Annotated in this window: 15 protein-coding genes; 4 read left to right on the top strand and 11 right to left on the bottom strand. The window is 45.4% G+C overall.

What is annotated here, in order from left to right:
• Positions 1-184 precede the first annotated feature (184 nt).
• A complete protein-coding gene (locus tag GN277_RS04935) occupies positions 185-1,474 on the top strand; it encodes an HlyC/CorC family transporter (protein WP_159750087.1) in 1,290 nt (429 codons plus the stop codon).
• Positions 1,475-1,624: 150 nt separating this feature from the next.
• On the opposite strand, the gene GN277_RS04930 is transcribed toward GN277_RS04935, so the two are convergent.
• Positions 1,625-2,908 (bottom strand): substrate-binding domain-containing protein, encoded by a 1,284-nt coding sequence (locus GN277_RS04930; RefSeq protein ID WP_159750086.1) that lies wholly within the window; start codon positions 2,906-2,908, stop codon positions 1,625-1,627.
• Between the two features lie 190 nt (positions 2,909-3,098).
• Between GN277_RS04930 and GN277_RS04925 the strand changes: the two genes are divergently transcribed.
• Genes GN277_RS04925 through dnaB form a run of 3 tightly spaced genes read left to right on the top strand, consistent with a single transcriptional unit; the run spans position 3,099 to position 6,977 of the window.
• Positions 3,099-5,165 carry a DHH family phosphoesterase gene (locus GN277_RS04925; RefSeq protein ID WP_159750085.1) on the top strand — a complete coding sequence of 689 codons (2,067 nt, stop codon included), beginning with the start codon at positions 3,099-3,101 and terminating at the stop codon, positions 5,163-5,165.
• Positions 5,166-5,167: 2 nt separating this feature from the next.
• On the top strand, positions 5,168-5,617 hold the full coding sequence (gene rplI / locus GN277_RS04920) for a 50S ribosomal protein L9 (RefSeq protein ID WP_159750084.1): 450 nt from the start codon (positions 5,168-5,170) through the stop codon (positions 5,615-5,617).
• Between the two features lie 10 nt (positions 5,618-5,627).
• Entirely contained in the window at positions 5,628-6,977 is a 1,350-nt protein-coding gene (dnaB, locus tag GN277_RS04915) for a replicative DNA helicase (RefSeq protein ID WP_159750083.1), read from the top strand.
• On the opposite strand, the gene GN277_RS04910 is transcribed toward dnaB, so the two are convergent.
• The 10 genes from GN277_RS04910 to GN277_RS04865 form a co-directional block, all read right to left on the bottom strand.
• Complete coding sequence (locus tag GN277_RS04910; RefSeq protein WP_159750082.1) at positions 6,951-7,310, bottom strand: hypothetical protein; 360 nt, start codon at positions 7,308-7,310, stop codon at positions 6,951-6,953. The genes dnaB and GN277_RS04910 overlap by 27 nt on opposite strands.
• Positions 7,311-7,510: 200 nt before the next feature.
• A complete protein-coding gene (locus GN277_RS04905; protein WP_159750081.1) occupies positions 7,511-7,681 on the bottom strand; it encodes a DUF362 domain-containing protein in 171 nt (56 codons plus the stop codon).
• Positions 7,682-7,853: 172 nt separating this feature from the next.
• Positions 7,854-8,534: a D-lyxose/D-mannose family sugar isomerase gene (locus tag GN277_RS04900; RefSeq protein ID WP_159750080.1), complete on the bottom strand. Its 681-nt coding sequence runs from the start codon at positions 8,532-8,534 to the stop codon at positions 7,854-7,856.
• 77 nt (positions 8,535-8,611) lie between these two features.
• Positions 8,612-9,472, bottom strand: coding sequence for a MurR/RpiR family transcriptional regulator (locus GN277_RS04895; RefSeq protein WP_244324609.1), 861 nt, complete (start codon positions 9,470-9,472; stop codon positions 8,612-8,614).
• A gap of 62 nt (positions 9,473-9,534) precedes the next feature.
• On the bottom strand, positions 9,535-10,398 hold the full coding sequence (locus tag GN277_RS04890) for a ketose-bisphosphate aldolase (protein ID WP_159750078.1): 864 nt from the start codon (positions 10,396-10,398) through the stop codon (positions 9,535-9,537).
• Between the two features lie 130 nt (positions 10,399-10,528).
• Positions 10,529-11,356: a MurR/RpiR family transcriptional regulator gene (locus tag GN277_RS04885; RefSeq protein ID WP_159750077.1), complete on the bottom strand. Its 828-nt coding sequence runs from the start codon at positions 11,354-11,356 to the stop codon at positions 10,529-10,531.
• 85 nt (positions 11,357-11,441) lie between these two features.
• Complete coding sequence (locus GN277_RS04880) at positions 11,442-12,296, bottom strand: class II fructose-bisphosphate aldolase (protein WP_159750076.1); 855 nt, start codon at positions 12,294-12,296, stop codon at positions 11,442-11,444.
• A gap of 38 nt (positions 12,297-12,334) precedes the next feature.
• Positions 12,335-13,531, bottom strand: coding sequence for an ADP-dependent glucokinase/phosphofructokinase (locus tag GN277_RS04875; RefSeq protein WP_159750075.1), 1,197 nt, complete (start codon positions 13,529-13,531; stop codon positions 12,335-12,337).
• 38 nt (positions 13,532-13,569) lie between these two features.
• Complete coding sequence (locus GN277_RS04870) at positions 13,570-14,406, bottom strand: carbohydrate ABC transporter permease (protein WP_159750074.1); 837 nt, start codon at positions 14,404-14,406, stop codon at positions 13,570-13,572.
• A 3-nt stretch (positions 14,407-14,409) separates the two neighbouring features.
• Positions 14,410-15,291 carry a carbohydrate ABC transporter permease gene (locus tag GN277_RS04865; protein WP_159750073.1) on the bottom strand — a complete coding sequence of 294 codons (882 nt, stop codon included), beginning with the start codon at positions 15,289-15,291 and terminating at the stop codon, positions 14,410-14,412.
• Positions 15,292-15,357 lie beyond the last annotated feature (66 nt).

Here is a 15,357-nt window from a genome sequence, read left to right as displayed (position 1 = left end):
GTTCCATATGCGCCAGTCCAGTGAAAATAAGCCTCTTTGCATTGGACACTGCACTAGGGTATCATACACTAATTTTACAATAAATTCAATGTACTCTTGCAAAATCTCTCCAAATGCGTTATATTAAATCCAAAGGAATTTTATTCAAGTAATTTTTAATGTAAAAAAGGAGTGAATTGATCAATTGGACTCGAGTGACGCCACACAACTCATTATTCTGTTTATATTATTATTGTTGTCTGCATTTTTTTCTTCTGCCGAGACAGCGCTGACTACCGTTAATAAGATACGGATGCGAACCCTGGCAGATGAAGGAAGCAAGCGCGCCAGGACAGTTCTTGCAATCACGGATGATTCCGGCAAGATGTTAAGTGCCATACTGATTGGCAACAACATTGTGAACTTGTCGGCAGCATCTCTAACTACCTCACTTGCTTACAGCTTTGGTGGTTCCATGGTTGCAATCGCAAGCGGTATATTGACTATACTGATCCTGTTATTCGGGGAGATTACTCCCAAGACTATGGCTACCATCCATTCCGAGAAGATGTCGCTGTTATATGCCCCGATTATCAGTATGTTTATGAAGATCATGACGCCTGCTATCTTTATCATCAACGGGCTTTCTATCGGTGTACTGTTTCTTCTGCGCGTCGATCCGAATGCCAAGAACAATGTCATGACAGAGACTGAGCTTCGTACGATCGTGGATGTAAGCCATGAGGACGGAGTCATAGAATCTGACGAACGGGAAATGATTAATAACGTGTTTGATCTTGGTGATGCCAGGGCTAAGGATGTCATGGTTCCCCGTGTTCATGTAACATTTGCCGATGTCAACAGTACCTACGACGAGCTAATCGATATCTTCCGCGAAGACAAATTCACAAGGCTTCCGGTATTCAGGGATACGACGGACAATGTGGTTGGTACTATTAATATGAAAGACTTGCTGTTATATGACAATACAAAGGGATTTCAAATTCAGGATATTTTAAGAGAGGCATATTTTACTTATGAGTATAAGAATATCTCCGAGCTTTTGGTGGAGATGCGTAAAGCCTCCTTTAATATTGCCATCGTACTTGACGAATATGGCGAGACTGCCGGATTGATTACGCTGGAGGACATTCTGGAGGAGATCGTCGGCGAGATCCATGACGAGTATGATGAGAATGAAGAAGATTTCATTCAAGAGATTGACGAGCGAGAGTATATTGTAGAAGGCTCTACGAATCTTGACGACTTAAACGATCGGCTGGATTTGGATTTGAATTCAGAGGAATATGATTCGCTGGGCGGATTCATTATCGAACGCCTTGACCGACTTCCGGAGCCCGGCGACAGCATCCACACAGAGGATGGAATTCACATGGTTGTAGAGAAGCTGGATAAGAACAGAATTGAGCTTGTACATTTGTACCTTCCAGAGGCGGCTCCTGACAGTAACGAGACGCCGACGTTTGATATATAGTTTTTGCTGATATCTGACTGCCAGTATATTAAGAGGATTCATATTGGCATATCAGTTTTCAGAACATCCACAATACAGAGATGGCATATCACTGAAAAGGCAGGTTTCTTTGAAACCTGCCTTTTTCATGGGGATACCCCTCTGTCATTATTAGTACAATAATTTTTGAATTCCTTCCTCCTCCAAATTCTTCCTGGTAATCCACACATATCCTGTGTCTACCACCGCCTCATTTCCCATAGAAAGCGCGGCTCTTGCAGAAGCTATCACCGCCGCATATCCCATTCCAAAGGGATTCTGTAAAACCAGCCCTTCCACTCTGCCATCCTTTATTGCTTCAAGTTCTTCTTTATCTGCATCAAAGCCAACGATACGGGCCTCTGCTTCATTGCGCTCTAAGGTTTCTAACGCTTGCTTCACAGCATCCCCGTTCGTTGCATAGATTCCCTTTATCTCCGGATGTTTTTCAAAGAGATAGTCTATGGCATCTTCCTCTGAGATGGTATCTGCGGCAATCGCCTCGCCATCCGCCAAAGCTTCACCTTCATCCTTCTCGCCGCCCTCCCCATTTTCTCCGGCTGTCTCTATCCCGACAGCTTCTGCTGGTTCTATGTCTCCATTCTCATCATTTTCATTCACGCCGTTCATTTCCGCCGCAATCCTTTCCTGCATGTCAGACAATCGGTCCATATAATAGACCTCCGCAATGGTAATTTCAGGATAATTAGCCTCCATTTCTTCCCTGAAGGCCTGCTCACGGCTCATTGCCGACTCAGATTTGGAATCGTGTATGAACAGCATCACTTCGCCTTTCCCACCCACCGATTCCGCTAACTTTTGCGCCGCCTCCCGCGCCGCCGTACGGTTATCTGTAGATACCATTGCCATCAAGCCCTGGTAATCGCTTCCAGAATCAAACGCCACCACCGGAATATCACTCTCCGCCGCCAAGTCAAACTGTACCTCACAAGCCTTAGTATCTGCAATGGAAATACCCAGAGCAGCGGGATACCTGGCCAATTCTTCATCTAAGATATTCACCTGCTCATCCACATTATCCGGTGTACTTGGCGCGCTGTAAGTCACCTTCACCTGCTTCTTTCCCTCATATCCAAGATTATCGTTGATATCCTTAACCGCCTGCTCTGCACCCCGTTTTACCTCATCCCAATATGGCACGCCTTCTGCCTTGCCTATAATAGAAAGGGTTGTACCCTCCTCAAGATTCAGCCCCATTACGTTATCATAAGCTGACGGTTTTACCATGTCCAACTTTTTCTGATACTCTTTCTCCTTCTTCTTAGTCTGCTCCTTCTTCGTCTCTGTGGATACCGGCTTCTCCTGCTCCTGTGCGCTGTCTTCCCCAGAACACCCGCATATACACATCGCTCCGCACAGGAAAACGGCAGCCCATTTTCTAATTTTCTTTAACATAACACTTCTCTCCCAACACTCTGATATTAGTGTGAAACATTTTCATCAAACACTATACACTAATTTTCTAAGAAAATGTTAAATATTTTCTTAATTTTCCGCTACTTTTCTCAATAGCTTTTCATTTGCATTAAAAAGTGATATAATAACTTTCGTATATTTTATTCTTTAGAAACATGAGGATGAGCCGATGTTAGAAAAGAAAAACGAAACTGAAAAGCTGAAGCTGCGAGGACAGTTAAAAATGTATATCCAGTGGCCGTCCATTATGGCTGTTCTCCTTATTGCGATGAATGTCTGGGTCTATATTATCGACCATCGGGCAGGAAGTTTGATGGGAATCTTCGTCCTAATCTACAGCCTGATTGCCCTTGGACTCTATTTCCGCAGTAAGACTGTTCTTTTAAAGGATTTGGTCGAATTTGCCGCACAGTACGGAATCGTCCAGAACACTCTGCTTAAAGAGCTGACCTTACCCTACGCGATTCTGATGAGTGATGGTAAGACAATCTGGATGAACGACCTGTTCAAAGAGCTTCTGGGATGCAAGCCCAGGAGGGATGTTCCCATTAGCAAGTACATCCCTGAACTGAACCGGAGTATTTTTCCAAAGGAGCTTCAAGATACGGTAGAGATGGACGTCTATTTTGCTGACCGAGAATTCAAAGCAGAGCTTCGGCAGGTTTCCGTGGAAGGCTTTAACAATACAGGTCTGCTGCTTCAGATGCCGGCGGAAAAAGAATATTTTATTGCCGTCCATCTTCAGGATGTAACCGATTTAAACCGTTACATCAAGGAGAACGAGGAGCAGCGTTTAGTGGCAGGCTTAATCTATATCGACAACTATGACGAAGTCATCAACAGTGTGGAGGAAGTCCGCCAATCTCTTTTGATGGCGCTGGTGGACCGGAAGATTAACCAGTATATTGCCAAAGTAGACGGCATTGTCAAGAAGATGGAGACGGATAAATATTTCATCGTGCTTAAGAAGCAGTATTTCAAAGAATTAGAGGCTGACAAGTTCTCTCTGCTTGACGATGTGAAGTCCGTGAACATTGGGAATGGAATTCCCGCAACCCTAAGTATCGGTCTTGGACTAAGCAATGACGCGTATTCCCAGGGGTATAACTACGCCAGGGTTGCCATTGACCTTGCTCTTGCAAGAGGCGGCGACCAGGCAGTAATCAAAGACAGCCATGGCATTACATACTATGGCGGAAAACGTGAACAGACCTCTAAGAACACCCGTGTAAAAGCGCGTGTAAAGGCAGAAGCCCTTCGAGAATTTATTACCTTAAAGGACAGGATTTTCGTCATGGGGCATAAGTTGACAGATGCGGATGCTTTCGGGGCAGCCATCGGAATCTGTCGGGCAGCGGCGTCTATGGAGAAAAAAGCCTATGTGGTAATTAACGAAGTATCCGCGTCACTTCGCCCACTGTATGAGTGCTTTATAAAAGATTCCAATTATTCTGAAGGACTGTTTCTCAAATCTGCTCAGGCCATTGAGATGGCTGATGAGAATTCCATGGTAGTCGTGGTTGACACGAACCGGCCCAAGATGACGGAACGTGAAGAATTATTAAAAAAGACAAAAACCATCGTTGTGCTCGACCATCACCGCCAGAGCAGCGATAATATCGAAAATGCCCTGTTGTCCTATATTGAACCCTATGCCTCCTCAGCATGTGAGATGGTGGCAGAAGTTCTGCAATACATTGTGGACGACATCAAGATTCCTAAGATTGAAGCAAGCAGCATGTACGCCGGTATCATGATTGATACCAACAACTTTGTGAACCATACAGGCGTGCGTACCTTTGAGGCAGCGGCATTCCTGCGCAGATGCGGGGCCGACATCACCCATGTCCGCAAGATGTTCCGAGATGATATGGATTCCTATAGAGCTAAGGCAGAGATTATCAGCAGCGCAGAAGTTTACCACAAGAAATTCGCCATCGCGAGAGGAACAGCGCTTAAGATTGAAAGCCCGACTATTATTGGAGCGCAGGCAGCGAACGAACTGTTGGATATCAACAATATCAAGGCATCCTTTGTGCTCACGGAGTATAATGGAAGAATCTATGTAAGCGCAAGGTCCATCGACGAGGTGAATGTTCAGATTATTATGGAACGCCTGGGCGGAGGCGGCCATATGAACGCATCAGGCGCCCAGTTTGACCATACGGACATGAACGAGGCAATCTCAAGCCTTATGAAAGTAATTGACGATATGATAAAAGGAGGAGACATTTAATTATGAAGGTTATATTGACAGAAGACGTAAAATCCCTTGGAAAGAAGGGTGAGATTGTAGAAGTTAGCGACGGCTACGCAAGGAATTTTATTCTTAAGAAGAAAAAAGGGTTGGAGGCTAACAATAAAAACCTCAATGATTTGAAGCTCAAGAAGGCCAATGACGACAAGCTGGCCCAAGAGCAGTACGAGGCGGCAAAGGAGCTTGGTAAGAAGCTTGAAACAGGAAAGGTTGAGATGTCCATCAAGACAGGCGAGGGAGGCAAAGCATTCGGCTCAATCGCTTCTAAGGAGATTGCCGCAGAAGTAAAGGAACAGATGGGACTGGATGTAGACAAAAAGAAGATTCAGCTCAAAGAAGCCATTAAGACCCTGGGCACTCACAATGTACCGATTAAGCTGCACCCAAAGGTAACTGTGGATTTAAAGGTAATTGTAAACGAGGAGGCTTAAGGAGTTTTTCATGGAAGATGCACTTATCAAGCGGGTAATGCCCCACAGCATCGAAGCAGAACAGTCTGTCGTCGGCGCCATGCTGATGGATCGGGACGCTGTCACCACAGCCTCCGAGCTTATCAGCGGCAATGATTTCTATCAGAGCGCCTACGGCGTTGTCTTTGACTCCATGGTGGAGCTGTTTAATGAAGGGCAGCCCGTAGACCTGATTACGCTGCAGGAGCGTCTTCGTTCTAAGGATGTTCCTGCTGAGGTTTCAAGCCTTGAGTTTGTCCGCGATCTTCTGAATATGGTGTCAACCTCGGCAAACGTCAAGTATTACGCACAAATCGTCGCAGACAAGTCTGTGATGCGAAAATTAATCCGCCTGAATGAAGATATTTCCAACGTCTGTTACGCTGGAAACGAATCTCTTGAGGCGATACTGGAAAAGACGGAGAAATCCGTCTTTGAATTATTACAGAGACGAAATTCCGGTGAATTTGTACCGATTAAGCAGGTGGTGTTAAACGCATTGGAGAGAATCGAAAAAGCCTCCAAGAGCAAGGGAACTGTCACTGGAATCCCTACAGGATTCATAGACCTGGATTATAAGCTCTCTGGGCTTCAGCCCTCTGACCTGGTGCTGATTGCAGCAAGGCCCTCTATGGGAAAGACTGCATTCGTCCTGAATATTGCACAGTATATTGCCTTTAAGAAGGACAGAAGCGTTGCCATATTCAGCCTTGAGATGTCTAAGGAGCAGTTGGTGAATCGTCTGTTCTCTCTGGAATCTCAGGTAGATGCACAGGCAATCCGAACCGGCAACATGAAGGATTCTGACTGGGAGAAATTAATAGAAGGCGCTGGAATCATTGGCAAATCCCGCCTGATTATTGACGACACACCTGGTATCTCCATCTCTGAGCTGCGCTCCAAATGCAGAAAATATAAACTTGAACATGGCTTGGACCTTATCATTATCGACTACCTTCAGTTAATGACAGGAAGCGTCGGCAAAAGCCAGGAATCCAGACAGCAGGAGATATCAGAAATCTCCCGCTCATTAAAAGGGCTTGCAAGAGAATTGAATGTGCCAGTAGTCGCTCTGTCTCAGCTAAGCCGTGCCGTAGAAAGCCGGCCTGACAAACGGCCTATGCTCTCCGACCTGCGTGAATCCGGCGCCATTGAGCAGGATGCGGATGTTGTCATGTTCATTTATCGAGACGAATACTACAACAAAGACTCAGAATTTAAGAAGCAGGCAGAGATTATCATAGCAAAACAAAGAAACGGCCCTGTAGGGACCGTTAATCTGGCTTGGTTAGGCGAATACACAAAGTTCGCCAACCTAAGCAGGCAGGAAGAATCTTTTTAATTTTTCCACTGGACCGGCCTCCGCCGCATTTTTCCGATAGGATTGCTGCTGGCGGATTAGCTGGTCCAGTCTGCGGAAGGATTCCTCTTCCCGCCGTTCCTTTGCATCCAGCATAAAAGACATTTCTTTCGTAATCATGGACAGCAAGACTTCATTGTTATTCTCCAGCATCCGTTTCATATGTAGCTGGTCCCGCGTCCTCCTAAGGTCTGGAATCAAGGCCTTTAACTCAGAAAACGGGACTCCCTGTTCGTATAGTTCTTTGATGCAGCCGAAAAGCTTCGCATCATCCTTTGTCTCCCTCTTTAACTGTTCTAATGCGTTACTGCTCATGGTCTATACCCCCTTATCAAAACTTGTCCCATTTATCATAACACGACTGTTCTGCAAAACAAGTAAAACGGTGTCAGGTACATAAAAAAAGCGCTGTAGCTTCTTTGACAGAATATACAACGCTTTTTCGTATGTTTCATTGTCATGTATAACGGAATTGAGAATAAACTCGCCGGCTGTTCCTTCACAATTCCTACTTCCTAGCCCTGGGAGATTGCTCCTGTAGGACACTGTGCTGCACATGCGCCACAATCAACACAAGCGTCAGCATCGATCTCATAATGATCAGCACCCTGGGAGATTGCTCCTACTGGACATTCAGACTCACATGCTCCACAGCTTACACATTCATTACTAATTACGTGTGCCATAGTATGTACCCTCCTTTTTTAATATATAGACTTGAACACAAATCCAGCCTGTTATTATCATAATACAAAAAGACAAAATATACAAGAGCAGATATGCACATATCCTTGAGAAATTTTGCCGTTAAATTACAGTTCCCTGGCCTGCCAGCGAGCTGTAACGAATTCAACTCTATTATGCCACAGGATACTCGTTGCACAGCAGACGGTAAGGCGGTTCATCCTCCTCTACTTCAGGGAAACGTCCAATCGGCTCATAAAACCGATTATCATTCTCGTCGTCATTGCACATGGACACTTCACCCAAAAGAACCGCCCCGCCTGTCTCCGGTACAATGAAATCATGATACATATAGGGCGTAATCGTAATACTCTGTCCTGGCTTCAGCAATACCTTTGTCCCTGCCGGCACAGACTCCGTCTTGCCGTCACAGTGCACCGTAACATCCGTATCCAACATCGAGCCATCCTCCGTCCCATTGTACACGGTAATATAGATATCGTTGCCTCCACGATTGATAATGTCCTCCATCTTATTCCAGTGATAATGCATGGGAGCCGTCTGCCCTTCATAGAGCATAAGCAGCTTCTCCGCATAGGTCTTCGGATATTTTTCAGGCATCTTCTGGTTGCCGTTACGGATGGTAAGGAGAGAAAACCCTACCTTATCGAAATCCCCCAGTCCATAGTCCGTGATATCCCATCCCAGGCAGTTGTCTCGGATCTCGTCATACTCATGACCAATCTTCTGCCAATCCTCGGCGCTCCATTTTGCAAAGGGAGGAATCTCAAACCCATGCTCTTTGATTAAAGCCTCCATATCCCTGATTACTTCATTGATTCTTGACCGCTTCATAAAACATATCTCCTTTATATTGAATGGAGTCATCGAAAAATGCTCTGGTTCTCATTTCCCAACAACTCCATCTAACTCTACATCTTTGTCTCCGACAGCATAATCTCCGGCTTATCCGCATGCTTCGTCTTAATTAATTCTTCGTTCGTTACAAAACTAAGCAGCGCGTCAATCACCGCTGTCTCATATAAATGTGCATAGCTCTTGTAATAACTAAAAGCCTCTTCTTTTCCCGCAGAAGGAAGTACATAATCCGCCAACGCTGCCGCAGGTGATTGGGGGAATGCGGTAATAACCATACTCTTAAGACCCTTTTCCTTCCCAAGCTCCAATCCCTGGATAACCTGCTTCGACGTACCAGACTGTGAAATCCCAATCAGAATATCCTCCTCGTCCGCAAGATTCACATGATTCATAAAATACTCCGGCGCCACATTATATGTACACTTAATCCCAAGGCGTCCCAGACGAAACCCCATATACTGGGCAAGGGGACTTGTATTCCCTACTGCCATAATATGAGCCTGCTTACACGTCTTGAGAAGCTTCACACAATTCCACATGACATCCGAGTCCATATTCCTTCCGATAACAAGCATCTCCTCCGCATACTCCCGAAACCGCTTCTCTACGGCATCCTTGCTCTCCGGAATATTGTCTACCCCATACTGCTTCCTTCCCAAATCGCCGGCCAGCGTAATCCGAAACTGATAATATCCTGCATATCCGATATGATGACACATCCTGATTACAGTGGCGTCGCTCACACCGCTTTTCTTCGCCAGCTCAGACACATTGGAATCCACCGCCTTCTGCGGATTCTTAAGGATAAAATCCGCCACCTTCTTCTCCGCAGAAAAGATCTCGTCATATTTCTCACGGATTACCTCAAGAACTTCCCGTCCTGCAACATCTTCTTTTGCACTACTTTTATCCACCTGTTGATACCTCATGCTATATTATTTTCATATAGTATAGCATAATTTACCAGGATTTTCCATTAGTATAAAGATGCTTTTCCGATGGTCTTAAATAACTCAAGCTTATGCTTTGCAACCTCTTTCATAGCCTCCATACAGATAGGCTCAATCACGTTCGGCTCTCTTACGCTCTGGTCCTTAAGAACCTCGCGCATCTTCTCAAAATAAGCAGCCTTGATATCAGAGGAAATGTTAATTTTATTAATTCCAAGTGTAACAGACTCTCCAATCTCCTTATCCGGATTGTTAGAGCCTCCGTGAAGAACAAGCGGAATATCCACCTTAGAAGCAATATCCTTCAGAATATCCAGCTTAAGCTCTGGCTTCATACCTGCCGGATACAGTCCATGGCATGTCCCGATGGCAACCGCCAGTGTATCAACCCCTGTCTCTGCAACAAACTTCACTGCATCCTCCGGATTGGTGTAAATAATCTTAGCTGAGCCGCCTTCTAAATCCTCCGGATTAGTAGAACCAATCGTACCAAGCTCTGCCTCTACAGATACATTAACCGGATGAGCCGCCTCTACAACCTTCTTCGTTCCTGCAATGTTGTCCTCAAAAGAAAGCTCAGCGCCGTCAAACATAACAGATGTAAATCCGCTCTGGATTGCCCAGATAATCTTACCAAAATCTCCACAGTGGTCAAGATGGATACATACCGGAACTGGTGAACGATAAGCCTTCTCTTTAATCGCTGTCACCATCTCCTGTCCGATAAAGCTTAACTCATCTGGATGAATCTCGATGATGACTGGAGAATTGGTTTCCTCGCACACATCCATGATTCCCAGAAACATGGAATAATCACTGATATTAAATGCCGGAAGCGCGAATCTGTTCTCTTTGGCAACCGCTAAAATGTCCTTCATGTTCATTAACATAGTTCATTCCTCCAAAAATAAAATTTCTTTATATGATATATTTTAGTCTACTTAACCGTTTATGTCAAGATTTTCACGAAATAAAATTTCTTAATACGTAACAGTTCAGCCTTCCGGCTTCACTGTTACCTTAATACTTCAACTCTGACAGCCACATCTCAGGTTCAGATATTTCATCTTTTCCCGCCGCAACCGCCTGAATCAACGCCTCCACCACCGCCATCTCATTCATACGGGAATACTGTGACATTCTGCCGTTCTCACCGTTCTCAAGAGCAGACAACAAAAGATAATCCGCTGAAGCAGACACAGGCGACCGCTGATAAGCTGTTACCGCCACCGTCTTAAGCCCCTTTTCCTTAGCGAGCTTAAGCGCACTCACCACATTCCTGGTCGTTCCAGACCATGAGATTGCCAGCACCACATCCGTTGGCGACGCAAGGCTGATATGATTCATATAATACTCCGGCAGAGCATCATAGGTACAGCGTATACCGATACGCTCAAGCCTGAACCCACAGTACAGACATACCGGACTCGTATTCCCAACGCCCACCAGATGTACCATCGTACTGTTCTTAAGCAACTCCGCGCTCTCGTTAAAAACCGCCTCGTCCACTGCCGCCTCCGTCTGCAGGATTCCTTCTGCAATATCTCGAAAATAATCCATCTTCGTATCCGAAGAATTCCGCCTTCCCAGCAGGATGCTGGTCCCTCCCAAGTCTCCAGATAAGCAGATCTTCATCTGATAATACCCCTCATACCCCAGATGCTTGCACATCCGAATTACTGTCGCATCGCTGACGCCGCTGTAATTCGCCAGCTCAGACACATTGGCATTCACCACCAATTCAGGGTTCTTTCTGACAAAATCCGCTACTTTCCTCTCTGCCTGGAAAATCTTATCATACATCTCATCAATCGTTTCTAACACTGTTTTCTGCACTTCACTTTTCATTATCCACACCTCTTATATGTATGATACCATAAGCTTTTATTCACGTACAATAAGAAAACAGTAGTTTTAGGCTGATATAAGTTGATTAAAATTTACACAATGTCCTCATGCGGCCTTCCACATATGGCTGCAGCTTTGACTGCACATACTCCGGCATATTAATAATCTTAACAGGGTCAGGATTATTTGCATTTTCCGCCGCAAAATCCGACACTGACTGGAAATATTTACCCAGAAATTCTGTTCCTAAGTTAAACTTATTGATTCCTTTTGAGAAGGCAACAAGTAATTGGTCATCCGGTATACCGCTTCCTCCGTGGAGTACCAAAGGTACGCTGGTAGCTGCATGAATATCCTCCAGACGACGAATATCCAGATGTGGTGTATCGCGGTACTCGCCGTGAGCGTTTCCAATAGATATCGCCAGAGAATCTACTCCAGACTCCTTGCAGAACTTCTCTGCCGCCTCTGGCTTTGTGTACAAATCCGTCTTATCATTGTCCGAATCTGCCGCCGTACCCACATGTCCAATCTCGCCCTCCACAAAAACACCTGTCTTGTGAGCCGCTTCTACCACCTTCTTCGTCACCGCAATATTCGTATCCAAGTCATTCATAGAGCCGTCCATCATGACAGATCCAAACCCTGCGCTAATGGTCCTCATGATGGCTTCATAGCTGTAATCATGGTCACAGTGAAGACCGATTGGCGCCTTCACTTCGCCCGCCAACTCCTTCACCATTGCAGCATATTTTTCAAATCCGGTTGTATGCTGGATTGTGACATGCTCTGGAAACAGCATGACAATCGCCGGCGTGTTTGTCGCCTCCGCTGCATAAACCACCGTCCTTGCCATCACATAATCCATACAGATAAATGCAATCGCAGCCGTATTACTCTCTTTTGCCGTCTTTAAAATATTTCCTACTTTTTCGTACATAATCTCTCCTTCTTACTTCTGTCAATCCCACATCTGTCTTAATGGAGAAGCCCCGTCAGGAGTCCTCCTGCAAAAGTATCTCCAAGCCCAACCACCGTCGGGTGTTCTACGAAGCTTAAATCCTTGGACGGAATACAACAGACCTTATTGCCAAGCATTCTTTCCAATTCTTCACAGAATCGGATTCCCTCCGCCTTGTCCTTAATCTTCTTCGTAGCCTCATAATCCTCAACTTTAAAACCATCCCCCATACGGAATCGTGTCGCCGCCGCAATGCTGCCGCCCTCCAACGCCTCTCTCATACCTGACGCATTTTCTCCATATGCTAACGCCCATGCAGCGGAATGAACGATCATCGTCTTAACCCCCGTACTCTCACGGACGTTCTCCAACACCTCCTTTACTGCCTGTGGGTCGAGAATATTGATTCTTCTGCCAATGTAATCCTGTAACTCATCCTCGTTCATACTCAGCACATCTATGACGGATGCAAGCTGCTCATGGACATAGTAACGGAATTCCTTTCTGACATAACAGCCATCCTCAAGCACCACGACTGCATCCTTTTTCAAATGGGAAAGCAATGCCCGTGTCTTTTCCATACATCCCTTAAGCACCTCCTTATCAATCACCTCGCTGAAGCATCCAAGGAGGAATACATCCACATCTGTAATCATTTTCCCGAATTTCTCCGGCAAAATCGGAATGTTCAGGCTGTCAAAATCCCGTGAAACCATAATCCGGTTCTCTCTGGGCGTAACAAAATCAATATCGTTCCCTCGAATCCTTACCCCGCCGCGGCACTGCAGAACAATATGGGGATACACCTTGTTATGTTCTTCGTCTACCCCAGGCAGAGTTCGCACACTCTTGGGCATCAGCCGCTTAACATGCTCATTGTAGCAGCTTGTCTGAAGCATAGTCTCATATCCCAGACCGTCCAGGATAATTGCCGCCCGCGTGGCCGTTCCGCCAAGAGTCACCTTGTACTCAAAATGGCTGGCAAACCTTTCACAATCCTCTGGCTCTAAGGGGACTGCCTCGCCCCCGATTCCTTCCTTAAAATGTGCGAGGCAGACGATCCAGATTGCCCTCTCCGAATCTACTTCAATATCCATCCGCAGCTCGTCGGCCCGAATGTCAAATGCCTTGATCTGTTCCTCTATAACCGTCGTATCCCATACAAGCTCATAATCCACACATGTATGAAATCCCATGGCAATTCTTTCACTCATCCCCAAGTCTCCTTAATGTCTAATTTGCTGTCTTGCTTCTAACCCTTAACACCACCGGATGACATACCGGCAATAAAATACTTCTGGAAGAAAATAAAGAAAATCAATACCGGAATCGAGCCCAATACGCTCATTGCCATCATTTGGCTCCAGTCATATGCATGCTGCCCCATCAGCAGGTTGATACCGATTGGTACTGTCCGCATCTCTGTGGTCTGTGTCAATGCCAACGCGAACAGATACTCATTCCACGCCTGCATGAACGTATACATTCCTACCGAAACCATACCTGGCAGGGAGATGGGTACAAGTACACCCCACAACGCTCTCCACCGTGAACCTCCGTCAATCATTACCGCCTCGTCAAGCTCCTTTGACAAGGTGTTGAAATAACCGGTCATCATCAGGATACAATACGGAAGCGTTGTCACCAGATAAGTAAGGATCAACGCAAAATAGGTATTAAAAAGCTTCATCGCAACAATCATTCCCATATAAGGAATCAAAAGCACGATGGGCGGGATTGCCTGTACGCTGACAATCAGGGAGTTGAAAATCCCTTTCCCCGGAAAATCAAAACGGCTAAACGCATACGCTGCAAGAATTCCAACGAATAATGTAATCAATACGACGGAAGCCGCAACAATATAACTGTTGATAAAGAAACGCACCTTCGACGAATCAGTCAGCACAGCCACATAAGATGAAAGGCTTGCCGTCTCGTCAAAGAACTTCGGCGGCCATGAAAAAATTGCCGAGTTCGCCTTCAGTGAAGAGCAGATCATCCAAATAATCGGGAATCCTGCGAACAAGCCGCCCAAAACCAAAAGAATGGAAAGTAACACCTTCATTGATTTTTTATAACTGCCAACCATGCTCTATTCCCTCACTTTCTTCTGCTGTTTTACATAGAAAATGGCTATAATCACACATACCACCAAAAGGACTGTGGCCGCCGTACCTGCCATACTATAATCAAGCTTCTGGAACGCCAGTTTATATATGTAGATACTCAAGGTCTCCGTAGCATTAACCGGACCTCCTCCCGTCAGCATCCAGATTACGTTAAAGGACTGTAATGTCCAAATAAAATCCAACATCGCGATACTGATTAAGATTGGCTTTAACTGCGGAATCGTAATATGGAGAAAGCTTTTGGTCATGGTCGCGCCGTCGATGGCCGCGCTCTCATACAAATCACCCGAAATACCCTGAAGTCCTGCAAGAATACTAATCATGTAAAACGGATACCCGCACCAGATATTAATGAAACAGATTACGGTAAGAGCAAGATCCTTATTGCTCAGCCACTCTGAATTTCTTGATACGTTGGGTAAAAATTCCAGCAGATAATTAATGATACCTGATGGCTGTAGCATAAGCTTCCATAAAATAGCCACAACGGACGCTGTAAATACCCATGGCAGGATGTATACCACACGGGCAATCGTCTTAGTCCTGGTTGTAAAATACTTTGAATTCAGCAGCATCGCAAAAATCATTCCGATTACAAGGTGGGCAACCACGCTGACCACTACGAAAATGACTGTGTTGGATGTTGCATTCCAGAATGCACTGTCTGCAAATAGTTCCTTATAATTCCCCATCCCTACAAACGACGGAGTCTTTGAGACAACAGCCTTATCTAAAAATGAGTATCTGATCACCATACAGATGGGCACAACCAAAAATACAATCATTAGTGCCAAAGTCGGGAGCAGATATCTGTATGGAGCTGTTCTCTTTCCAAATATTTTCAAAATCAATCCCTCCTACTCCAAGGAAAATCTTAAGTTTTTAAAAGGGCGAGCCGAAAATCCGACTCG

The sequence above is a fragment of the Sporofaciens musculi genome (assembly GCF_009830285.1).
GTDB lineage: Bacteria > Bacillota > Clostridia > Lachnospirales > Lachnospiraceae > Sporofaciens > Sporofaciens musculi.
This window is presented reverse-complemented; position numbering and strand designations above follow the sequence as displayed.